The organism is Nocardia sp. NPDC055165 (assembly GCF_053606985.1).
The window spans coordinates 211,064-233,301 of the sequence record NZ_JBSGSS010000012.1 but is presented as its reverse complement, the minus strand read 5'-3'; the positions used below and the strand labels follow the sequence as shown (position 1 = coordinate 233,301).

At 67.7% G+C, this 22,238-nt stretch carries 20 protein-coding genes; 7 read left to right on the top strand and 13 right to left on the bottom strand.

The annotated features are described in order from the left end of the window. Positions 1 to 161: 161 nt before the first annotated feature. The gene (glmS, locus tag ACWFRF_RS24420; RefSeq protein ID WP_452452402.1) at positions 162 to 2,042 is read right to left on the bottom strand and encodes a glutamine--fructose-6-phosphate transaminase (isomerizing); all 1,881 of its coding nucleotides are present in this window, start codon (positions 2,040 to 2,042) and stop codon (positions 162 to 164) included. Between the two features lie 36 nt (positions 2,043 to 2,078). On the opposite strand from glmS, the gene ACWFRF_RS24415 reads away from it, so the two are divergent. Continuing rightward, positions 2,079 to 2,933, top strand: coding sequence for a poly(ethylene terephthalate) hydrolase family protein (locus ACWFRF_RS24415; RefSeq protein WP_378993577.1), 855 nt, complete (start codon positions 2,079 to 2,081; stop codon positions 2,931 to 2,933). Positions 2,934 to 3,004: 71 nt separating this feature from the next. On the opposite strand, the gene ACWFRF_RS24410 is transcribed toward ACWFRF_RS24415, so the two are convergent. The 5 genes from ACWFRF_RS24410 to ACWFRF_RS24390 form a co-directional block, all read right to left on the bottom strand. Beyond that, on the bottom strand, positions 3,005 to 3,361 hold the full coding sequence (locus tag ACWFRF_RS24410; protein ID WP_449972645.1) for a hypothetical protein: 357 nt from the start codon (positions 3,359 to 3,361) through the stop codon (positions 3,005 to 3,007). Positions 3,362 to 3,392: 31 nt separating this feature from the next. Next, positions 3,393 to 4,952, bottom strand: coding sequence for a hypothetical protein (locus ACWFRF_RS24405; protein ID WP_452452400.1), 1,560 nt, complete (start codon positions 4,950 to 4,952; stop codon positions 3,393 to 3,395). A 31-nt stretch (positions 4,953 to 4,983) separates the two neighbouring features. Further along, complete coding sequence (locus ACWFRF_RS24400) at positions 4,984 to 5,343, bottom strand: hypothetical protein (RefSeq protein WP_378993580.1); 360 nt, start codon at positions 5,341 to 5,343, stop codon at positions 4,984 to 4,986. A 111-nt stretch (positions 5,344 to 5,454) separates the two neighbouring features. Continuing rightward, positions 5,455 to 5,763, bottom strand: coding sequence for a DUF6802 family protein (locus tag ACWFRF_RS24395; protein WP_056818233.1), 309 nt, complete (start codon positions 5,761 to 5,763; stop codon positions 5,455 to 5,457). A 91-nt stretch (positions 5,764 to 5,854) separates the two neighbouring features. Continuing rightward, positions 5,855 to 6,046: a PspC domain-containing protein gene (locus ACWFRF_RS24390; protein WP_063057023.1), complete on the bottom strand. Its 192-nt coding sequence runs from the start codon at positions 6,044 to 6,046 to the stop codon at positions 5,855 to 5,857. Between the two features lie 198 nt (positions 6,047 to 6,244). Between ACWFRF_RS24390 and ACWFRF_RS24385 the strand changes: the two genes are divergently transcribed. After that, positions 6,245 to 7,831 carry an ABC-F family ATP-binding cassette domain-containing protein gene (locus ACWFRF_RS24385; RefSeq protein ID WP_449972665.1) on the top strand — a complete coding sequence of 529 codons (1,587 nt, stop codon included), beginning with the start codon at positions 6,245 to 6,247 and terminating at the stop codon, positions 7,829 to 7,831. Between the two features lie 3 nt (positions 7,832 to 7,834). Beyond that, positions 7,835 to 8,260 carry a hypothetical protein gene (locus ACWFRF_RS24380; protein ID WP_378993583.1) on the top strand — a complete coding sequence of 142 codons (426 nt, stop codon included), beginning with the start codon at positions 7,835 to 7,837 and terminating at the stop codon, positions 8,258 to 8,260. Here ACWFRF_RS24380 and ACWFRF_RS24375 read toward each other — a convergent pair. From ACWFRF_RS24375 to ACWFRF_RS24350, 6 genes are all read right to left on the bottom strand, one after another. Further along, positions 8,257 to 8,619, bottom strand: coding sequence for a hypothetical protein (locus ACWFRF_RS24375; protein WP_378662011.1), 363 nt, complete (start codon positions 8,617 to 8,619; stop codon positions 8,257 to 8,259). The two genes, ACWFRF_RS24380 and ACWFRF_RS24375, sit on opposite strands and share 4 nt — an antisense overlap. A 166-nt stretch (positions 8,620 to 8,785) precedes the next feature. Further along, entirely contained in the window at positions 8,786 to 10,123 is a 1,338-nt protein-coding gene (gene glmM, locus ACWFRF_RS24370) for a phosphoglucosamine mutase (protein ID WP_452452398.1), read from the bottom strand. 165 nt (positions 10,124 to 10,288) lie between these two features. Beyond that, a complete protein-coding gene (gene rpsI / locus ACWFRF_RS24365; RefSeq protein WP_378632416.1) occupies positions 10,289 to 10,813 on the bottom strand; it encodes a 30S ribosomal protein S9 in 525 nt (174 codons plus the stop codon). Continuing rightward, the gene (gene rplM, locus ACWFRF_RS24360; RefSeq protein WP_194825954.1) at positions 10,810 to 11,253 is read right to left on the bottom strand and encodes a 50S ribosomal protein L13; all 444 of its coding nucleotides are present in this window, start codon (positions 11,251 to 11,253) and stop codon (positions 10,810 to 10,812) included. The genes rpsI and rplM overlap by 4 nt, the downstream gene beginning before the upstream one ends. A 176-nt stretch (positions 11,254 to 11,429) precedes the next feature. After that, the gene (locus tag ACWFRF_RS24355; protein ID WP_452452397.1) at positions 11,430 to 12,746 is read right to left on the bottom strand and encodes a hypothetical protein; all 1,317 of its coding nucleotides are present in this window, start codon (positions 12,744 to 12,746) and stop codon (positions 11,430 to 11,432) included. Between the two features lie 112 nt (positions 12,747 to 12,858). After that, positions 12,859 to 15,393 (bottom strand): ATP-binding cassette domain-containing protein, encoded by a 2,535-nt coding sequence (locus ACWFRF_RS24350; protein ID WP_449972659.1) that lies wholly within the window; start codon positions 15,391 to 15,393, stop codon positions 12,859 to 12,861. Between the two features lie 107 nt (positions 15,394 to 15,500). Between ACWFRF_RS24350 and ACWFRF_RS24345 the strand changes: the two genes are divergently transcribed. Then, on the top strand, positions 15,501 to 16,946 hold the full coding sequence (locus ACWFRF_RS24345) for a neutral zinc metallopeptidase (RefSeq protein ID WP_379313744.1): 1,446 nt from the start codon (positions 15,501 to 15,503) through the stop codon (positions 16,944 to 16,946). A gap of 122 nt (positions 16,947 to 17,068) precedes the next feature. Here the strand turns inward: ACWFRF_RS24345 and ACWFRF_RS24340 are convergent, their stop codons facing one another. Then, positions 17,069 to 18,391 carry an FHA domain-containing protein gene (locus ACWFRF_RS24340; protein ID WP_379313742.1) on the bottom strand — a complete coding sequence of 441 codons (1,323 nt, stop codon included), beginning with the start codon at positions 18,389 to 18,391 and terminating at the stop codon, positions 17,069 to 17,071. Positions 18,392 to 18,534: 143 nt separating this feature from the next. Here ACWFRF_RS24340 and ACWFRF_RS24335 point away from each other — a divergent pair, with 143 nt between their 5' ends. The 3 genes from ACWFRF_RS24335 (at position 18,535) to ACWFRF_RS24325 (ending at position 22,229) form a co-directional block, all read left to right on the top strand. After that, positions 18,535 to 19,734, top strand: a complete 1,200-nt coding sequence (locus tag ACWFRF_RS24335; protein ID WP_452452395.1) for a DUF7373 family lipoprotein — start codon at positions 18,535 to 18,537, stop codon at positions 19,732 to 19,734. A 72-nt stretch (positions 19,735 to 19,806) separates the two neighbouring features. Next, positions 19,807 to 21,000 carry a DUF7373 family lipoprotein gene (locus ACWFRF_RS24330; protein WP_378993591.1) on the top strand — a complete coding sequence of 398 codons (1,194 nt, stop codon included), beginning with the start codon at positions 19,807 to 19,809 and terminating at the stop codon, positions 20,998 to 21,000. Beyond that, positions 20,997 to 22,229 (top strand): DUF7373 family lipoprotein, encoded by a 1,233-nt coding sequence (locus ACWFRF_RS24325; protein WP_379316015.1) that lies wholly within the window; start codon positions 20,997 to 20,999, stop codon positions 22,227 to 22,229. Before ACWFRF_RS24330 ends, ACWFRF_RS24325 begins: the two co-directional genes overlap by 4 nt. Positions 22,230 to 22,238: the final 9 nt, after the last annotated feature.

Here is a 22,238-nt window from a genome sequence, read left to right as displayed (position 1 = left end):
GGGTGCGGCGCGCGCCCCCGGGGGCCCCCTCTTCCCGCCGCGGCGCGGCCCCGCCCCGCCCCCCCCCCCCCGGGGCGCCTGATCGACGGGACGGCCGCGAACCCGCCGCTGTGCGGCGGATCCCTCCTCGGGGTCGGGATGTGCGGGGGTGGGTCGGGCCTTTATTCGACGGTGACCGACTTGGCCAGGTTGCGGGGCTTGTCCACGTCGTAGCCCAGGGTCTGGGCCACCTCGGCGGCGAAAATCTGCAGCGGCACCGTGGACAGCAACGGCTGGTACAGGGTCGGGGCGGCCGGGATCTCGATCAGGTCGTCGGCGAACGGGCGCACGGTGTCATCGCCCTCTTCGGCGATCACGATCGTGCGAGCACCGCGCGCCTGGATCTCGCGAATGTTGCTGAGCAGCTTGGAATGCAGCACCGCGCGACCCTTCGGCGACGGCATCACGATGATCACCGGCAGGCCCTCTTCGATCAGCGCGATCGGCCCGTGCTTGAGCTCGCCCGCGGCGAAACCCTCAGCGTGCATGTAGGCCAGTTCCTTGAGCTTGAGCGCGCCTTCGAGCGCCACCGGATAACCCACGTGGCGACCGAGGAACAGCACCGTCGGCACATGCGCCAGCTCGCGCGCGATGGCCCGCACCTGTGGCGCGGTCTCGAGCACCCGGGCGATCAGCTTCGGCATCGATTCCAGTTCGGCGAACTCGCGAGCCACCTCGTCGGGGTACTTGGTCCCGCGCGCCTGCGCCAGGGCCAGACCGACCAGATAGTTGGCAGCCACCTGCGCCAGGAACGCCTTGGTCGAGGCGACACCGATCTCGGGCCCGGTCCGCGTGTAGATCACCGCGTCGGACTCGCGCGGAATCTGCGCCCCGTTGGTGTTGCAGATGGCCAGCACGCGCGCCTTCTGCTCCTTGGCGTGGCGCACCGCTTCGAGTGTGTCGGCGGTTTCACCGGACTGCGAGATCGCCACCACCAGCGTCGACCGGTCGAGAACCGGGTCGCGGTAACGGAATTCGCTGGCGAGCTCCACCTCCACCGGCACCCGGGTCCAGTGCTCGATCGCGTACTTGGCGAGCAGGCCCGCGTGGTACGAACTGCCGCACGCCACAACGAACACCTTGTCGAACTCGCGCAGCTCCTGGTCGGCGAGGCGCTGTTCGTCGAGGACGATCCGGCCGCCCTTCTCGTCGACGACGAAATGCCCCATCAGGGTGTCGGCGACGGCGGTGGGCTGCTCCTCGATCTCCTTGAGCATGAAGTAGTCGTGGCCGCCCTTCTCCGCGGCGGCGAGGTCCCAGTCGATGGTGAACGGCCGGCTGACCACCCCGTCGGTGTTGCCCGCGAAGTCGGTGACGCTGTAGCCGTGCTTCGTGATCACCACGGCCTGGTTCTGCCCGAGCTCGACCGCCTCGCGGGTGTGCTCGATGAACGCGGTGACATCGGAGGCGATGAACATCTCACCCTCGCCGACCCCGACGACCAGCGGCGTCGACCGGCGAGCCGCCACGATCGTGCCGGGATGGTCCGCATGGGTGAACACCAGCGTGAACGCACCCTCGAGCCGCTGCAATACGGCGTGGACACTCGCGGTGAAGTCGCCCGCGGTGGGGCCGTCGGCGTACGCGCGCGAAACCAGGTGCACCGTGACCTCGGTATCGGTGTCGCTCAGCAGCTCCACACCCACGTCTTCGAGCTCGCGGCGCAGCGGCGCGAAGTTCTCGATGATGCCGTTGTGGACGACGGCGAGCTTGCCGGAGAGGTCGCGGTGGGGGTGCGCGTTGCGGTCGGTCGGCGCGCCGTGGGTGGCCCAGCGGGTGTGCCCCATCCCGGTCGACCCGGCGAAACGCTCGGTCCCCGCCTCGCCCAGTTCGGCTTCCAGATTGGCCAGCCGCCCGGCCTTACGTTCGACCGCCAGAGCACCGTTTCCATCGAGGATCGCGACCCCCGCGGAGTCGTATCCGCGATACTCCATGCGTCGCAGCGCGTCGACGACAACGCCCAGCGCATCCCGGTATCCGACGTACCCCACGATTCCGCACATGGTCCCCCACCCTACTGATCGGATACTCTTCTCGCCGTGTCGGTGTCTGCAAAATCGCTCGTGAGCACCCTGTCCGTGCGCGGCCCCCACCGGGTGCTGCGTGGGAACTTAGGGATCGCAGGTCAGCCGGGTGTGGTGTACACGCCCGAGTCCGGGCTGAACCTGCCCGCTGTCGCGTTCGCGCACGGCTGGCTGACCAGCGCCGAGAACTACAAGAGCCTGCTCGAACACATCGCGTCGTGGGGTTTCGTGGTCGCCGCGCCCGATACCGAGCGTGGCCCGATTCCGTCACATCTGGACCTCGGCACCGACTTGCTCACCACGCTCGACATCGTGAGCAAGGTCCGCCTCGGTGACGGCACCATCAGCGTCCACCCCGACCGCCTCGCCCTCGCCGGCCACGGCATGGGGGCGGGCGCCGCGGTGATCGCCGCGGCTCAACGCCGGGTAGCCGCCGTCGTAGCGCTCTTCCCGGCCCCTACCTCCCCCGCCGCGGAGAACATCGCCCCCGACATCGACGCGCCCGGCCTGATCCTGACCGGCGACGACCTCGACTCGGTCAGCTCCAATGCCCGCGCCCTCGCCGCCGCCTGGTCGGGCCCGTCGATCCTGCGCACCCTCGACGGCGCCTCGCACAACGGCATCATCGAGGGCCGCCGCCTCTTCGCCGCCCTCGGCGCGGGCCGCTACGAACACAAAACCGACAAGGCCACCCGAGCCCTGGTCACCGGCTACCTCCTCGCCACCCTTCTCGCCGACAAGAAGTACGCGATCTTCGCCGACCCGGAAGCCGAGATCCCCCACACCAAGGTCGTCGACCCCCACGCCGAGGTCGAGGTCGAGGCGCCCAAGTTGTCCATCGGCACAGTCGCCAAACTCATCCGCGGCTAGAAGCGCCCGGGCCGTCAGAGCGACGCCGGCCCGGCGCGATCACCCTCCGCATTCGGCCTGGCGCCGGTGATTCAGACCAGCCAGCTCTTGCGCTGGTAGTACTCGGCTTCAGGATCGTCGTCGTCATAAGGCGCGACGACATCGTTCGCACGGCGCGCCGCCGCCGCGCGAGCGATGGCGTCGCGCTGCTCCTGCGCCTCTGCTTCGAGGCGGTTCAGTTCGGCCTGGCGCTGTTCGGCTGCCGCCCTCGCCTTCTCGTCTTCCTCCGCCTGCGCGAGCACCCGCTCCAGACCGGCGGCAGTACGTTCGGCATGGTCTCGATCCCGGTCGGCGGTGGCACGGTTGATCGCGTCGAGTTCCTGATGCAGGATCGCCGTGCGCCGAGCGTGCTCGTCGAAAATCTGCTCGAGCTCGAGGACATAGTTCATGAGCGGGGCTCCTCACATGATGGGTGGACGATCACAGCGGGCCTGCCTCAGCCAGGACTGCGCCGGTGTCGACCGGCTCTTCGGCATCACCGGCAGGCAGCGGCTGCGAGTAATGCTCACCGTCGTCTTCGCGCTTGGTGGCACCCGGCATGCTCGGCGTGCTCGACGCGGGCGTCCCACCCTCTTCAGCGGTTCCGGAGCCGGAGCTCGGCGTGCCATCACCGATGACACCTTCTTCGGTCGCAGCCTCTTCACCGGTGGGTTCGCCCTCGCCGACGGGTTCGCCGCTCTCGGTCGTGATGACCGGCTGGCCGTCGGCGCCGATCGTCATGCCATATTCGGTGGACTGACCGTCGGCGCCGGTGACGACCATCTTCAGGTTGCCGTCGTCGCCCATCTCGACCTTGACATTGTTTCCGGCAACGTCGAACTCCGCGGACTTGCCATCGATGACATCCGGCACCCCATCGCCGTCGGCATCCTGGAACACAGATTCAATCTGCCCGACCGCGTTCTCGATGCCTTCGGTGATCGTGGACGTGATGGTGTCCATGTTCTCGCTGAGAGTGCTGGCAGCCGTCGTCAACAGGTCCGTGGCGGCGTCGGTGACTGTGCTGACGATCTCGCTGAGCGTGTCGTCGGTCGTCGTGGACGGCGTTGTCGTTGTGGGCGTTGTTGTCGTCGGTGTTGTCGTGGACGGCGTTGTCGTCGTCGGCGTTGTCGAGGCGGGGGTCGTCCCGGACGGTGTGGTCCCTGCGGGAGTCGTCCCGTCACCTTTGTTATCGGTGGTGACAGTGCCTGCCGGTCGCGGATACGCCCCGCTGTCGAGCGCGTTGGTCGCCGTCGTCAGTACCCCGTATGCCAGCTTGACGGTGTCGTCGGTGTTGGAGCACAGGGAGAGGAAGTTCGCCAGCTTGTCGTCGAAGTCCGGTTTGAAGACATCTCTCAGCCACGCTTCGGATTGCTGCTTGTCGTAAGCCGTCTTTCCGATATAGGCAGAACCCAAGCCGGGGACGGCCATCGCAACGATGCCGAGGCCGATAGTCCCGACATCGACGACATCTGTTTCCTCGATCATCTCGTCGATGTCGGCGACGGTCTTTCCGCCGACCAACACCTGATTGCCGGTGACCAGCGCCTTGACCCAATCCTTCTTGCTGGTGACCAGCCCACGCAATTTGGTCGTCGCGGTCGCGAACGCTTCCACTGCCGTGGTCAATTTCGTGCGGTCCTCGGTAGCCAGCGTCAGCTGTTGTCCGAGCATCGTCGCTGCGGCCTCGGCCGCCGCGCCGCTGCTCCACACCGTGGACATCTTCTGCGAAAGCCCCTGCTGCACACCCCATTGCGTATCGGAGACCTGCAACGCGTTGTACAGCGCTTCGGCCGTGTCAGCCAGCTTGTCCAGATTCATACCGCGCTGTTCGTCGTACTCCGCGCAGATCTTGGCCTCGGTATGACTGCAGTCACCGAAGGCCTTGTTGTATCTGGGGAGCAACTGGATGAAGTACTGCAGCCCCGGTGCACCGTCGTCGAGGAGCGAATCGACGTTCTGTCCGCGTATGCCCTCGACGGGGCTGCTCAACACCGTCATCGGTCGGCTCCCACATATCCTGCGTCGCTCACTACAGCGCCTGCCCTGCCTTGTTGGTCTGCTTGGCGTTTTCAGCATCGGTGTTGGAGTAGGCAATCGATGAGGCGCCGATCGCATCGCCGATAGCCGTGGTGGCCGAACTCCAGTTGTTCAGCCACGCGATCGCGACATCGAGGCCCGCCGTGACGGTCTTTCCCTCGGCGGCGTAGTTCTTCCCCGCGTCACCCGAGCCGAACTTGTTGTCGGAAATGCGTTTCACAGTGTCCTTGACCGCACCGCCCGACATCTTCAAATCGTTGCCCAACTGCCCGAGTTCACCCGTCTGCACGCCCAGCGTGTTCGAGTACCCCATAGCGTCCCCTCCGTTCCGGATCCCGTTGCCGTCCCCCACCGTCCCGGAAGACTCCTTGTCTTCTTAGACGCGCCAAGACCCGGATCGGTTCCACGATCACACGACGAATGCCGCTGTGCTCGGATTCGATCACAGCGGCACCCTGGTGCGCTACTTCTCCAGGTTCCCCTGGTCGGTCTTGCGCCACTCCGACGTGCCGTCGGGATGACGGTGGTATTCCCAGGCGGCGTAGTCGCCGTCTTCCTCGACGACGGTGACGTGATCGGCGAGGCCGTCGTGGTCGTAGTCGGACCAGATGCTGGTCGAGTCGGCATCGCCGGTGGAGAGGGAGTCGACGACGCCGTCGTGGTCGAGGTCGAGGGATGGGTTGTTCAGCTCGACGGGGCCGAGGCCGCCCAGGGACGAGTGGGCGTCGATGTCGGGTAGGCCGAGGCCGGGGAACTCACCCGAGGTGACCATGACTGCTCCTCCAACGGAAAACTCGCGGATGACGACGTGGCGGGGTTGCCACCATCTTGTCATCCGCGAGCGGGCGCCGGGGGGTTCGGGGCTACTTGTTCGGGATGAGGATCCACATCGCCAGGTAGATCAGGAACTGCGGACCGGGCAGCAGGCAGGACACGACGAAGACCAGGCGGACGACGTTGGGGTTCCAGCCGTAGCGTTCGGCGAGGCCGCCGCAGACGCCTGCGATCCACTTGTTGCTGGTCGAACGGGTGAGGCGGCGGGCGGGGGCGGTCATGGTGTTGCCTTCCTGTGGAGCGGTGATGTCTCCACTGTGCCGTCGGAGCACGCCCGCCCGCATCGGTCCACAGACCCATCCGCACCCTGATTTCGACAGGCCCCGACCTCAGGGTCAGACCCCGAGACGGGCACAATCGTCGAGGTGAGCACGACATTGCACGCCAGTGGCCTCTCCGCGGGGCACGCCGAACGGACCCTGTTCGCCGACCTCGATTTCACTCTCGCCCCCGGCGATGTGATCGGGCTGGTCGGGGTGAACGGCGCGGGCAAGTCGACGCTGCTGCGGATGCTGGCCGAGCGGGAACCGGGCGAGGGCACCATCGCGTTGAGCCCGCCCGACGCGACCGTCGGTTATCTGACCCAGGAACCGGAGCGCATCGAGGGCGAGACGGTGCTCGAATTCCTCTCGCGCCGAACCGGTGTCGCACACGCCCAGCAGGTGATGGACGCGGCGGCCGAACGCCTCGGCGACGGTGGCGACGACGACTACTCGCCCGCGCTGGAACATTGGCTGGCGTTGGGTGGCGCGGATCTCGATCAGCGCGCCGAAGAGGTCGCCGCGGATCTGGGGCTGACCCACGGCTTGGCCGGTGGGCTCGACACCCCGATGACGGGCCTGTCCGGCGGCCAGGCGGCGCGCGCGGGGCTGGCCTCGGTGTTGTTGTCGCGCTTCGACATTCTGCTGCTCGACGAGCCGACCAACGACCTCGATCTCGACGGCCTCGACCGGCTGGAACGGTTCGTCACCGGGGTGCGCGTACCACTGATGGTGATCAGCCACGATCGAGAGTTCTTGGCGCGCACCGTGAACAGCGTCCTCGAACTCGATCTGGCTCAGCAGCAAACCGGTTTCTACGACGGCGGCTACGACGCCTACCTCGCCGAACGCGAGATCGCCCGCAAGCACGCCCGCGAGGCCTACGACGAATTCGCCGACACCAAAGCGGGTTTGGAGTCGCGCGCGCAGATGCAGCGCAACTGGCTCGAGCACGGGGTGCGCAACGCCCGCCGCAAGGGCAAGAACGACTCCGACAAGATGGGTCGCAAGACCCGTGCGGAATCCACCGAGAAGCAGGCCGCCAAGGCCCGTCAGACCCAGCGCCGGATCGAACGCCTCGACGTGGTCGACGAGCCGCGCAAGGAGTGGGAGCTGCGGATGGAGATCGCCACCGCCCCACGCAGCGGTGCGGTGGTCGCGACCGCCAACAACGCCACCCTCACGCGCGGCGAATTCACCCTGGGCCCGATCACCACCCAGATCGATTGGGCCGACCGGATCGTGCTCACCGGCGCCAACGGCTCGGGCAAGTCGACCCTGCTCGGCCTGCTGCTCGGCAAGATCGCCCCGGATTCCGGTACCGCCGCACTGGGTTCCGGTGTGGAGATCGGCGAGGTCGACCAGGCCCGCGGGCTGTTCCGTGGCGACGACGCGCTGGCCGACACCTTCGCCGCGGCGATGCCCGACTGGCCCGACGCCGAAGTCCGCACGCTACTGGCCAAATTCGGCCTGCGCGGGCCGCACGTGACGCGTGCGTGCGACACCCTGTCCCCCGGTGAACGCACCCGCGCGGCCCTGGCCCTGCTCCAGGCGCGCGGGGTGAACCTGCTGGTTCTCGACGAGCCGACCAACCACCTCGACCTGCCCGCCATCGAACAGCTCGAACAGGCCGTCGAATCCTTCACCGGCACGTTGATTCTGGTGACGCATGATCGCCGGATGCTGGATTCTGTTCGTGCGACCCGTCGTTGGCACATGTCCGGCGGGCTTCTCAGCGAGGAATGACGCATGGACTACGCATTGGGCATCGACACCCGAATCACCCTGCTCGTCACCGGATTCCTCTTCCTGAGCGCGTTGCTGCTCGGGGTGTGGAAGTACCACGGAATCCGGACTGACGGCGCGGCGCACGTCTATGTCGACATCGCCCACCGCGCCGCGCTGATGTACTCCTTCGCGGGGATCCTGCTCGCGGTGTTCACCGAGCTCAGCGCCTGGCCGACGATCGTCAATCTGACCGCCGATCTGGTGGTGCTCGCGTTCTTCGCCGGTGCGATCGCCAGTTACGCCCTGCACGGGCTGCGCCGGGACACCACCAATCAGTTCGACGGGAGGATTCCCGCCGAACTACGGCTGTCGATGTACGGGCTGATCGTGGGCGAGATCGGTGGTTTCGGGGTGCTGTTCAGCGGATTCGTCGCCGGACAGTTCTAGAGCGACTGCACTACAGCGGGCTCGGCCGCACCGAACAGGTCGATGTCGGAGCCGAGCTTGGCCCCGATCAGGCCGACGCCGAAAGTGACACCGAGCACCGCGACCACGGCGATGAACGATCGCGAGCGCGGCACCCGCGGCGCCGCGAACGCGCGGGTGCGTGGCGCCTCGGCGACCGGCTCATAGGCGGACTGCCCGTAGCCTTCGTCCCGGATCGGCACAGTGTGCGAATACCCTTGCGGCACTTCGCGGCACCCCGGTCGCCCGCAGGCCCCACCACAGCGGTGCGGCTGGTCGGCTTCGCCGTACTCGTACGGGTACTGGTCCTGGTAGTTGCGGGCAGGCAGCGGCGGAACCATGATCGGCCCCCTTCGAATCGTGCTGCGCGCCAAAATAACCGCCTGCGCCGAGCAGCACACACGCGCCACGGGGCACACAGGTCCAGACGGCGTATCCCGATACTAGTGGGGCCCGGTGGAACACGCCACAGCACCGATCGCCGACCCGTCGTCCGGGTCCCGGCGACTAGACCGCGGCGACCCGCTTGGCCAGATCATCGGCCAGCTGACGCGCCTGCGCGGGATCGGTGGCCTCCACCATCACCCGCACCAACTGCTCGGTCCCGCTGGGCCGCAACAGAACCCGCCCGGTGTCCCCGAGGATCCGCTCGGCCTCCGCGACAGCCTCCAGCACCTCGGGAGCGACAGCGACAGCACCCTTGTCCGACACCGCGACATTGATCAACACCTGCGGCACCGTGGTCATCACCGAAGCCAGCGAGGCCAGCGAGCGGCCGGTCTGCGCCATCCGCGCCATCAACCGCAGGCCGGTGAGCACCCCGTCCCCGGTGGTACCGAACCGCGGGAACACCACATGCCCGGACTGTTCCCCGCCCAGGCTGTATCCGCCGCGACGCAACTCCTCGAGCACGTACCGATCGCCGACAGCGGCGGTGATCACGGTGATCTCGGCGGCACGCATCGCGATGTGCAGGCCGAGGTTGCTCATCACGGTGGCGACGAGGGTGTCGTCGACCAGTTCGCCCGCGTCGCGCATCGCCAGCGCGAGTACCGCCATGATCGCGTCACCGTCGACGATCTCGCCCGCGGCATCGACGGCGAGGCAACGATCGGCATCACCGTCGAGCGCGATGCCCAGGTCGGCGCCGTGGTCGAGGACCGCGCGCCGCACGGTGTCCAGGTGCGTGGAACCGCACCCGTCATTGATGTTGAGCCCGTTGGGTTCGGCGTTGATCGCGATCACCGTCGCGCCCGCCTCCCGGTACACCTGCGGAGCGACCTCGGCGGCCGCACCGTGCGCGCAGTCGACGACGACGGTCAGCGAGGACAGGTCCTGGCTGGTGGATTCGAGCAGATGCTCGACATAGCGCTCGTGGGTGCCCTCGACGGTGTAGTCGCCACGCACGCGGCCGATGCCCGCGCCGGTCGGGCGCACGGTGACGCCTTCGGCGATCAGGGCTTCGATCCGGGCCTCGATGACGTCGTCGAGCTTGTGCCCGCCCGCCGCGAAGATCTTGATGCCGTTGTCGGGCATGGGGTTGTGCGAGGCGGAGATCATCACGCCGAAGCACGCGTCGTACAGGCCGGTCAGGTAGGCCACGGCCGGAGTGGGCAGCACGCCCACCGAGAGGACATCGACGCCGACCGAGGTCAGGCCCGCGGTGACCGCGGCCTCGAGCATCTCGCCGCTGGCGCGCGGATCGCGACCGAGCACCGCCACCGGGCGCTTCTTGCCGCGCGAGAGCACCTGCGCTGCCGCGGCGGCGACGCGCATCGCCAGTTCCGGGCTCAGCGACTCGTTGGCGAGTCCGCGAACACCGTCTGTGCCGAATAGCCGTCCCATAAAAACCCTCTACCAGTAGTAGGTCCCCGAATACAGCACAAGAGCAGGCGACCAGCGGTGCTGGAAGCCTGCTCTTGCACACACGCTCCGCCGACCAGGCTCATCCCCACTCGCGCGGGCAGCATACCCAGCGTATGCGAAAGCCGAGAGTCGACAGTGCGTAAATCAGCGCTTCGAGTACTGAGGCGCCTTACGGGCCTTCTTCAGGCCGTACTTCTTACGCTCGGTGGCACGCGGGTCACGCGTCAGGAAGCCGGCCCGCTTGAGGGCGGGGCGGTCGTCCGGGGTGACCACGATCAGCGCGCGGGCGATGGCCAGACGCAGGGCGCCTGCCTGACCCGACGGGCCGCCACCGACCAGGCGAGCGTAGATGTCGAAGTTCTCGACACGCTCGACCAGAACCAGCGGGGACTTCACGAGCTGCTGGTGCACCTTGTTCGGGAAGTAATCCTCGATGGTGCGGCCGTTGAGCTCGAAGTTGCCCGAACCGGGCACCATGCGAACGCGAACGACGGCTTCCTTACGGCGGCCGACGGTCTGCACCGGGCGGTCGAGGCCGAGCGGCTCGAAAGCCAGCTCTTCTTCGACGTACTCGCCTTCGGCGTAGCCTTCGCCGTCTTCGACGATCTCGACGACGACCTCATCGGTGGCGTCGAACTCTTCGGCTGCGAACTCTTCAGGAGCGGTCACTGGGCCACCTGCTTGATCTCGAACGGAACCGGCTGCTGCGCGGCGTGGGGGTGGTTCGGGCCTGCGTAGACCTTCAGCTTGCCCGCGATCGCGTTACCCAGCTTGTTCTTCGGGATCATGCCCTTGACGGCCTTCTCCACGAGACGATCGGGACGGGTCGCCAACACCTCGCCGACAGTGCGCGACTTGAGGCCGCCCGGGTGTCCGCTGTGGTGGTGGATGAGCTTGTCCTGCTTCTTGTTGCCGGAGATGGCAACCTTTTCCGCGTTGATGATGATGACGAAGTCGCCACCATCGACGTGGGGTGCGTAGGTCGGCTTGCCCTTGCCGCGCAGCAGGCCAGCGGCCTGCACGGCGAGACGGCCGAGGACTACGTCAGTGGCGTCGATGACGTACCACTTGCGGGTGACGTCACCCGCCTTGGGGCTGTACGTAGGCACAGTCGTTCCCTGTCTGTCGTCGGTGTTGCCGGCCCTGATGTGTGGATCGAGGCTGTCCTGGCGGCCGGTGGAGACCCAGGACATCGAGGAGACGCCGATCCGCGAACGGTTCGACGTTCCACACGCCAACGGGCAACGATACCAGCCACGCATCACCGACCCGTAATCGGGCGAGGCTAGATCACGACCGGCGGACCCGGGTCGGTCGCACGCGCGGGACCGGGAATCAGGTAGCGCAAAGTATCGATGCCGGGGGTGACGCAGGCGGAGTCGTCGACCAGCAGGCCACGCGCGGTCTCGATGCCCTCGCGCGGGACCGTGTTCGCGTACGGGGTGAACGCGCAACTCACCGGTTCGGCGGCCGCGGCGACGGCGGGATCCGGCTGGAGCGCGACCAGCGCCAGCGCGCCGACCACGGCCGGTGCGCCGAAGAAGCCCTTCTTCACCTTGCCGAGCAGTTTGCCGCGGCGGTCGTCGTCCTCGGCATCGTCGTGTTCGAGCGCATGCCGCGGCGCACGAGCGGGTGGACCTGACGGCTGCGGCGGTTGCGCGGTGGGCGGACCGGCGACGAACCCGGCCGGTCCGGGCGGCTGGGCGGCAGGCGGTGCGGTGGGTTGGGCACCCCACCCGACCTGTGCGGCGACTGCCTGACCCGGATGTCCCGAGTCCGGATAGTCGTCCTCCTCGTCGTCGAGATCGGGCTCGGTGACCAGCAGATGCGCGGCGCCGAGGACCAGCGCGTGCATCGGATGATCGGCCACGTGCAGGCGCTGGCCCAAGTGGTTCTGGAAGGCGAAGCGCAGCGCGTCGTTGAAGCAGACGTTGCCCGCGAGCAGCACCGTCGAGGTGTCCGCGCCGATCGAACGGGCCGCGGCCATCGCCTCGATCACCACGTTGTCGGCCGTGCGGGCGTCGCGCAGCGCCTCGGCACTGACCGAGACCTCCGTCGATTCGGTCGGCTGCTCGTCGTCGCCGTGCACCGCGACCACCAGTAGCGAGCGACCGTCGGAGTAGATCCCGGTGGCGCCGATGCCGGTGCGATGCCGCTCGCTGGGCGGGGAGACCAGGCCGAGAGCGCGCACATAACCCGAGAGCGCGACGCTTTCGGGCAGCGGTTCCACGACCACGTCGAGCTGTTCGACGAGCGCCGCGTACACCTCGACCTTGTCCTCGGGCCAGCTGTCCGGATACGGCAGCGCGACCAGTTGCGGCTTGCCCTGTAGGTACTTGCCGATCGCGGCCAGCGGGTTGTAGAGCCTGGCCCGGAAGACGAGTTCGGCGGGCCAGGTGGCGCCGGCGATCACGATCTGTGGGTGGCCGAGGATGTCGCGCACATCGGCGATCGCCATCCCCAGGTCCGGGCGCTGCCGGTCGACACCGGCGGTGTGCAACCTGCCCGCGGCATCGGCGAGCAGGTAGGCGGGCGGGGTGTAGGTGCCCTCGACCTGTACCGGGCGGACCGGGGTCGCGCCGCCACCCGCGGCCACGGACACCACGTCCCACCCTAGATGTAGGGCCCCAACTCGAACGGTCACAGGATCAAGTGTGCCCGGTCGGCGACAGACACGCGCAGCTTGCCCACCGAAACGATGCTGACCTGGCGGATCATGCCTGCGACTTCTTCAGTCGTAGTCTGCTCCAGGTGATCAGGGCGAGGATCGAGGTGATCACGATGAGCATCACGATGTCCAGGATCCAGATCCCCGCGCTGTGCCCCCAGAGTGGGTCGTCCTGCGAGCCGAAGACCAGCTCCGTCAGGTCCACCGTCGACGCGCCCGCCGCATAACCCCAGCGTGAGGGGAACAGGTACGAGATCTGCTCGAGGCCGACCCGGTCGGTCACCGGGATCAGGCCACCCGCCATCACCAGCTGCACCATGATCATCACCACGAGCATCGGCATGACCTGCTCGTTGGACTTGGCCAGGCTCGACATCAGCAAGCCGAACACCACGCAGCACACCGCGGTCATCGCGATATCGAAGTACAGCTCGACGCTGCCGCTCGGAATCAGCGAACCGGCGCCCGGCGCCTTCTTCCCGATGAACGTGATACCGATCAGGACCGCCGACTGCAGGAACGCGGTCACGCTGAACACGACGATCTTGGCCATCAGGTATGCCGAGGGCAGCAGGCCGACCGCGCGCTCACGCTGGAAGATCGACCGTTCGCCGACCAGGTCGCGCACGCTGAGCGTGGCGCCCATGAAGCACGCGCCGAGGATGAGCACCACCAGCAACTGCTGGGCCTCACCGCCGCTCTCCCGCCCGAACGAGCCGTCGGGCAGCTGCACCAGCGCGCCCGCCGTGAACCCGTCACTACCCGGCACCACCAGCGACAACGCGCCGAGGATGAAGGGCAGCACCACCAGGAAGATCAGATATCCCCGGTCGGAGAAGATCAACCGCAACTGCCTGCGAGACAACGTGCTGAACTGCCGCATCGCGCTCGATTGCGGCGGCGCGCCCACGTTGCCGCGGTTCGGCTGCGCGGGCGGCGGTGGCGGCACATAGGCCTGCCGGGACCGATACTTCGCGAAGGCCTGATCAGGGTTGGCCGCGACCTCGGCGAAGATCTCCGCCCAGTCGCTGGTCCCCATCGCCGCGCCGACCCCACCCGGATGACCGGCGAACGCCGTCTTACCGCCAGGGGCCAGCAGCACCACCTGGTCGCACATATCCAGGCAGGCCACCGAGTGCGTCACCACGATCACCACGCGACCGGCGTCGGCCAGTTCGCGCAGCATCTGCATGACCTGCCGATCCAGCGCCGGGTCCAGACCCGAGGTCGGCTCGTCGAGGATCAGCAGCGACGGACCGGTGAGCAGCTCCATCGCCACCGACGCGCGCTTGCGCTGGCCACCGGAGAGCCGGTCCACCCGGGTATCGGCGTGCTGGGTGAGCGAGAGCTCTTGCAGCACGCCGTCGATCACCTGCTGCCGGTCGGACTTGGTGGTATCGGGCGGCAGCCGTAGCTCGGCGGCGAAGCCGAGCGCCTGGCGGACCGTGAGCTGACGGTGCAGCACGTCGTCCTGGGGCACCATGCCGATGCGCGAACGCAGCGCCTCGTATTCGGCGTGCAGGTTGCGGCCCTCGAAGGTCACCACACCACCGGAGGGCTGGGTATTGCCCGCGATCAGCTTCGACAGCGTCGACTTGCCCGCGCCCGACGGTCCGATCAGCGCGGTCAACGTGCCACGCCCCGCCGTCATGTTCACATCGACGAGCAGTTGCTTGTTGTTCTCGACGGTGAACCCGACCCCGTGCACCGACAGGCCCTGCTCGGCGACCGGCTTCTGCCGATGCGCCAGCGCCCCCTGGGTGACGACGAAGTCGATGTTGCCGATGGTGACGATGTCGCGCTCGCGCAGCACCGAGCGCTGCTGGCGGTGACCGTTGACGAAGGTGCCGTTGGCCGAGCCGAGGTCCTCGATCACCAGGCCCTCGGGCGAGGCCAGCAGCTTCGCGTGCGCACGCGAGGCCAGCGGATCGTTGACGACGATCTGGTTGTCCGAGGTGCGGCCGATGCTCAGGCCACCGGGCGGAATGCGGTCACCGCGCGCGACCGGTTCGGTCGAGGCGGCCTTGCGGACCGGCGGCAGCATCGACGAATCGGCGCGCCGGGTCATATTGATGTTGTCCTGCGGCTGCGCGGGCAGCTGCGAGGTGGGAACGTATTGCGGTTGCTGCTGTTGCGGGCGCGACGGCGGCTGGAAGCCGGGATGCGGCTGCTGCGGACGCGGCTGCTGATAGTGAGGTTGCTGCTGGTGCGGCTGTTGCTGTGGTTGCGAAGGCGGCGCGACCATGGTCGCCGCGTGGCGCGCCCCAGGCGCCGCGGGGACCAGGTGCAGCAGCGGCCCGGTGATCGCGTCACCCAGGCGTACCTGGGTGGGTCGATCGATCGAGACGGGCTGGTTGAGCCTGCGCGCGTCGACGAAGACGCCGTTGGTACTGCCGTTGTCGGCGAGCACCCACGCGCCGTTGCTGAATCGAAGAGTGGCGTGCACACGAGAGACCAGCGGACTGTCCACGAACAGGGTGACCTCGGGCGCGCGGCCCATGGTGATCTGCTGACTCGCTTCGAAGACTCGTTCGGTTCCATCATGGCGCACGGTGATGGTCTGCGCCCCCGGTGAAGACATGGAGCGGATACTATGCCATCGCCCGGACATCGGCGGTGCCCCCGAGACGGCTTTGTGCCCGATCCGGCGATCGACCTGCACGTGTATCCGGCCGACCAGGGGGACGTATGCCGAAAGCCCAAGTGTTCGTTGCGATCTCTGTCGTGCTATGCGCGCTGATGGGTGTCGGGTGCACGCGGGCGATCGATGGGCACGGGGTCTCGATCTACGACGATCCGTTCCAGGTGGCGGGATTGCCGACCACCGGTGGGCCGAACGGTCCGCGCACCGGGGTTCCCGATTCGCCCCTCACCGCGTCCAACGGCGACGGCGGCGAGGTGGACCAGCTGGCGCTCAACGCGATCGACGACATCCAGTCCTACTGGCAGGCTGGCTTCGGTACCGAGTTCCCCGGCGAGACCTTCGACCCGGTCGAGAAGCTGATCTCCTGGAAGGCCAGGGCGGCCCGCAGCCAGGCGGTCGAATTCTGCAAGGAGACCACCTACCACCTGGTCAATGCCGCCTACTGCCGCAGCGACAACTCGATCGGCTGGGACCGCGAGATGCTGCTGCCCACCATGAGCGAGACCTTCGGCACGATGTCGGTAGTGATGGTGCTGGCCCACGAATACGGCCACGCCATCCAGAGCATGGCCAAGATGGTCACCAAGAAGACGCCGGTCCTGGTGAAGGAGCAGCAGGCCGACTGCTTCGCGGGCGCGTTCATGCGCCATGTCGCGGAAGGCAAGTCGAAGCACTTCACGATCAACACCTCCGACGGCCTGAATTCCGTTCTGGCCGCGACTGTTTCGATTCGCGACTCCGATCCCGACGACCCGGAGAGCGTGCACGGTTCGGCCTTCGAGCGCGTCACCGCGGTCCAGATCGGGTTCACCGACGGGCCGCGCGGCTGCAAGGGCATCGACGAGGACGAGATCGACTCGCGCCGCGGCTCTCTGCCGCAGAGTTTCTCCGGCGACAGCGGGCGCGGCGAATACCCCGTCTCCAAGGAAAATCTCGTCGAGCTCAGCAAGGCGCTCCAGGCCATCCTGCCGGTGAAGGACGCGCCGACCTACGACTACGCGGGCTCGCGCATCGACTGCAAGGACGGCGCGGTCACCGAACCGGTCACCTACTGCCCCGCCAAGAACACCATCGCCACCGATGTGCCCGGACTGGCCGAACGCGGGGCCAGCGACACCGACGACGACGGCCCGCTGCCGGTGAAGGTCAGCGGCGACTACAACGGCTACGTCGTCTTCATCTCCCGCTACACCCTGGCCGTGCAGCGCAGCCACGGCCAGCAGCTGACCGGCGCGAAGACCGGACTGCGCGCGGCCTGCCTGTCCGGGGTCGTCACCGGCAAACTCGCCCAGCCCGGCCGTCCGGTCGCCCAGGGCGACATCCAGCTGTCGGCGGGCGATCTCGACGAAGCGGTCTCGGGCCTGCTCACCGACGGACTGGCCGCCAGCGACGCCGAGGGCAACACGGTGCCCAGCGGGTTCTCCCGCGTCGACGCCTTCCGCGCAGGCGTCCTCAACGGTGAAACCACCTGCCTGTCGCGCTACAGCTGAATTCTTGGAGCGCTGGCGCGCTCGAGTTCGCGGCCCCGCCGGTCGCGAACCCGCCGCTGCGCGGCGGATCCCTCCTCGAGGTCGGGATGTGCGGGGCCGGGAATGCGATCGGTGGAGGGCTGTCAGCCGAAGGGCGGTGGTGCGGCCGGTTCGTAGCGCAGCACCCGGTTGCCGATCATCACCTCGGTGCCGGGGACGAGCACCATCGGCTGATTCGGGGTGAGGCGGACCCAGTCGCGGTAGCCGGGGTGCCGGCTGCGGGTGCCGTTGGTGGAACCGCGATCGATGAGCTGCACGTCCCAATTCACCAGGTGCACTTCGGCATGCGCGCGCGACATGCCGCCGGAGGTGTCGTCGATGCGCAGCGGGATGAGTCCGCGCTGGGCGGCGTCGGAGTTCTCCGGGTCACGCCCGATCACCGCGTCGGCGGCCATCAGATAGGTCATGCCGTCGTCGAGCACGAGCATGCCGAGCGGCGGGCGGACCACCTCGGCGAGCGCTTGGGTCTGATCGACCGGCATGCCGCACACCGTGCAGAACGCCGAGCGCGGATCACTGGGATGCGCACGCGCGCACTTGAATCCCATCACCTTCACCGCCAGCACCGTCGACTTGGCGGTGGCTTCGAGCCTGCGCTGTAGGTCGGGGTCGGGTTCGGGCGCGGGATTGGTTCCGGAGAGCCGGGTTTCGGCGTTGTGCGGGTCGGCGACGGGGGTGTCGACCGTGCCGTGCGCGGTGCCGGTGACAGCGTCCAGCATCGAGGTCGCCGGCTGCATCCCCGTCGCGGGCTGCTCGGAGGGTCGTGAATCCGGTTGCGCCGCACGTGGTTCCCGATCGATACGCGCGGTAGGCGGTGGCGGCCTGCGAGTCTGGCCCACCGGTTCCGCGGTTCGCACCCGGCTGCGCACATCGTTGGACCACATCACGGCCCCGCCTGCCTGCGCGATTCCCTCGACCAGCCAACCGATTCCGCGCTCCGGCGGCAGATCCGGGATGCGGCCCTTGGCGTCGTCGACGAACAGCGCGACCGCCTTCGCGGGTTCGGAGGCGACCCGGTCGACGGTGAACGCCGCGTCACTACCGCGGTAGTACTCCGGGCCGTGGTCGTCGGCGAGTACCGCCGTCACCGAACCGTGCAGGAAGATCGCCACGCCGCCGTTGTCGGCGGCCGAGAGCACCCCGAAATCGATCGGCACGCCCGGCGAGATCTGCTCGGCGTACTTCATGAGCCACCGCGTCGCCTCGCGCGCCACCACCGAACCCGGCCCCGACGGCGCCTGCTCGTGCGCGTCACGCACCAACTCCGCCAGCGATTCCAGCGCGATCGCCGCGGTATCGCCGGGCGTGAGCTTGCCCTGCCCGCGATGCGCGACCACGATCACCGCGCCCGCGACCCGTGCGACCGCGTGACTTCCGAGCACCACTTCGACCTGCCGATCCCTCACAGGTATCGGCCTCCACCGGAACTGCACAGCAGGGGGGTCGCCATGTCATCCAGACTATGGCAAGCACCCCGATCAGGTCCCCCTGGGCGGGGTAGGTCCGGTAACTTCATAGGTGTCGCGGGAGGAACATCGAGGGGAACCTGATGATCGATTCGACCAGAATTCGCATCGCGCTCGCCTGGGGTGGGGCTCTGATCGTCCTGTCCGGCTGTGCCGTCAGCGGCACACCCGTCGCCGGTGAGCCCGATGTGCGCGGCCTGGAGACCGGGACCTTCGCCACCGACCGGCACGCCTACACCGACACCGCGGGCGACAGAGGCGCGATCGTCGAGGGTGCGCGGATGTCGGCCGCCGTGGTGCCCGCGGTGCGGATCGATCCATCGCTCTCGCACGGACGCGGCGGCGTGATCGTCCCCGATATCGAACGCGCGCTGGATTTCGTCGCCAACGTCTCCAAACCTGTTCTGGAGAACCGCAAGTTCGTCACCGGCTATGTCGCGCTCGGCGCCGACAAGGCAGATCCCGACGGCCAGACCCGTCCCGGTCCCGACGCGACCGCGCTGACCACGGCGCTGTTCCGCTTCCCCACCGCGGCGGCCGCCACCCTCGCCGCGCGGGAACTCGAGGACGTCGACCTGGCCGTCTCCCCCGACAACCGCAAACTCGCCTCCACCGAATACCCTGACGCCTACCTCCATTGGCGCCCCGGCGTGCCCACCATCGGCGCCTTCCTCGCCCACGAAGAGTTCGTGATCTCGCTGTTCATCCAGCGGCCCCGGGCCGACGCGACCGACCTCACTTCCTGGATCGACAAGAATCTCGCCGCCGAACTCGCCCAGCTCGCGAAGTTCGACCCCACGCCCACCGAGAAGATCTCCGACCTCCCGGTAGACCCCGCCGGACTCCTGGCCCGCGCGGTCGTCGACGACCGCGCCGCCATGCGCCCCGGCCAGTACTCGTTCGCCTCCTATGCTCCTGAGCATCTCGTCAACAAGGCAGCCAACCTCACCACCCGCCAGAACCTGGTCGACGCAACAGGAGTGGAAGCCCACGCGGTGGTCGAGGGCGGCTCCGTCACGCGGGTACGCGACCAGTCCGCCGCGCAATCGCTCATGCAGGGCCTGATCGATTCGGCGGGCCACTACGACCCGATCACCGCCCCCGCCGACGTCCCCACCGCGACCTGCCTGAAACTCAACGACAACGGCAACAAAGAAGACGACTACGTCTACCGCTGCTATGTCGCCTACAAGCGCTATCTGGCCATGGTCAGCGCCGACGGTGAGCCCGAGGTCCGCCAGAAAATCACCGCCCAGTACGCCCTGCTGGCCAACAGCTTGTGAGTTCGCTCGGCCCCACTCCTCGATTGCGGTGACGTAGGATCTCGCCGACGATCGTTTCGGGGAGGAAATGAGTTGCGAGCCACCAAAGTCGTCTGTGTCCTGGCGACCGCACTGTTGACCACTGTCGTCACGGCCTGCGGTGGTCCCGACGAGATCGCCGCCACCGACGCCCCGGTGGACCTCGCCACTCTCGACGTCGGCAACTATCCGACCCAGCCCCGCCAGGTCGGGACGGTCGCGAACCTGGACCAGGGCCGCTTCATCGAGGCCGAACGTCTCGGCGACTTCGTACCGACGCCCGCCGATATCGATCCACGGTTCATCCACACCAATCCGTCGATCGCGTCGGTGTTCCTCGACGCCGAAGCCGCGCTCGGCAAGATCATGGCCGTCGACCGGTTTGCCGAAGTCGCCCCCGATTTCATCGGCGGATTCGTGAGCTCGGCGGAGACGAAGCCCAGCAACATGGGCCTGGACATGGTGAACGCGGTGATGATCTTCCCCGACGCGCAGAAGGCCACCACCGCCGCGGCCGAGCTGGAGAAACTCGATTTCGGCTATGCCCCGAACAACCAGCGCATCGAGATTCCCGGTTATCCCGCGGCGATCGCGCACTGGCAGCCCGATCAGCAGTCGATCGGGTCCTGGTTCGCCACCGGTCATCTGGTGATCTACACCTGGTTCTACGACTACCTGAAGATCTGGCTGGAGAAGGTCGACAAGCAAGCGCTGCTCGACCTCACCCGCAAGAGCCTCGACACCATCGTCCCCGCCGTCGCGAAATTCACCCCCACCCCCAGCACCGAACTGATGACCCTGCAGCGCGATCGCGACGGCATGCTCGGCCGCACCGCACCCCGCCCCCGCGAGGATTCCTGGATCAACCCACCCGGCGTCTACGCGGGCCGCACCGCCCGCCACTTCCTCTCCGACCCGGTGAGCGCCGCGAAGATGATCGACGACTACGGCATCGACCTCTACGCCAACGACGGCGCCGAGGTCTACCGCGCCCGCGACATCGCCGGCGCCCAGGGTGTCCGCGACGAGCTCGGCGGCGTCACCCGCAAATTCACCGCCTCCGCCGCACCGAAGAACCTGCCGAGCGCCCAGTGCAAGGAATACATCGGCAGGAAACAACGGATCGCGATCCGCTTCTATTGCGCGGTGTCCTACGACCGCTACGCCGCCTACGTCTGGTCGAACCAGCTCCTCGACGCCCAGCAGCGGATCTCGGCCCAGTACGCATTGTTGGTGAACGCGAAATGACAATCCGATACGCCGTGCTGGCCGCCGCGCTGGCCACCGTCCTGACCGCGTGCGGCTCCACCCTGTCCGGGCAGGCGCTGCCGGCCGAGATGGATGTTCGCACCCTCGACGTCGGCTCGTACCCGACCGAGCCGGTCAACGCCCACGACGACGACCCGGTCCCACCGTTCTACGAGATGTACGAGGTAGCGGCGATGCGGATCGCCGACTATGTGATCAACTCCCGCGACGTCGACGCCCAGATGACCTACGGCAAACGCGCGACCACCGTCTCCGCCGGCGTGATGCCCTCCGCGCTCGGCGACGAGCCGGCGATGTCGGCGATCGCCAAGAAGTACAAGATGCTCTACGGCTTCGAATCCAATGGCGCCGCCAAGGATTCGCGGGTCGAAACCTACGGTGACTGGCCGACGAAGAAGGCCGACAACAGGCTCACCGCCACCACCATGGTCCTGCAGTTCCCCGACGCGGACCGCGCGACCGCCGCCGCGAAAGAGTTCTACGACACCGACTTCGCCATGAAGGAAGGCCGCAACCAACCCGTTGCCATCCCCGGACACCCTGCGGCCCTGTCGCATTGGCGTCCCGACTCACCCTTCCTGCGCACCGTGCTCCCCCACGGCCCGTACGTGATCGCCTTCCTGCTCTCGGTGCCGACCCCCGACCAGCAAGCGCTCACCACCCTCGCCGCGAACGCCCTCACCGAGCAGATCGAGGCACTCGCCGAAACCACGCCGCTCACCGACGAAGAGGTCATGGCGCTGCCGTGGGACCCCGACCACCTGCTGATGCGCACCCTCAACCCTGACCAGCTGGCCAACCCCGAGGGCTCCGGCTACTACGTGGTCACCGGCAAACACGGCATCCTGCATTACGCGGGCGACCAGCTCCCCACCGATCGCCACTTCATCGACGAGCAGCTCACCAAGATGAGCGCCCAGCAGGTGGCCCTGTCCTGGGGCTCGATCGCCGTGCGCACTCCCGACGAGCAGACCGCCCGCCGCGCGGTCACCGAGAAGATGTTCCTCTGGCAGGTAGAAACCGAAGCCGCCAACCCACCCAACCTCCCCGACACCGCCTGCGTGGAGAACAAACGCACCGGCGCGGCGAAACGCTTCAGCTGCATCCTCGCCTACAACGAATACGTCGGAATAGTCAGCGGCAACCAGCTTTTGGATGCCCATCAACGTGCGGCCGCGCAATATGCACTATTCGCCAACAGCCGATAATCCCACACC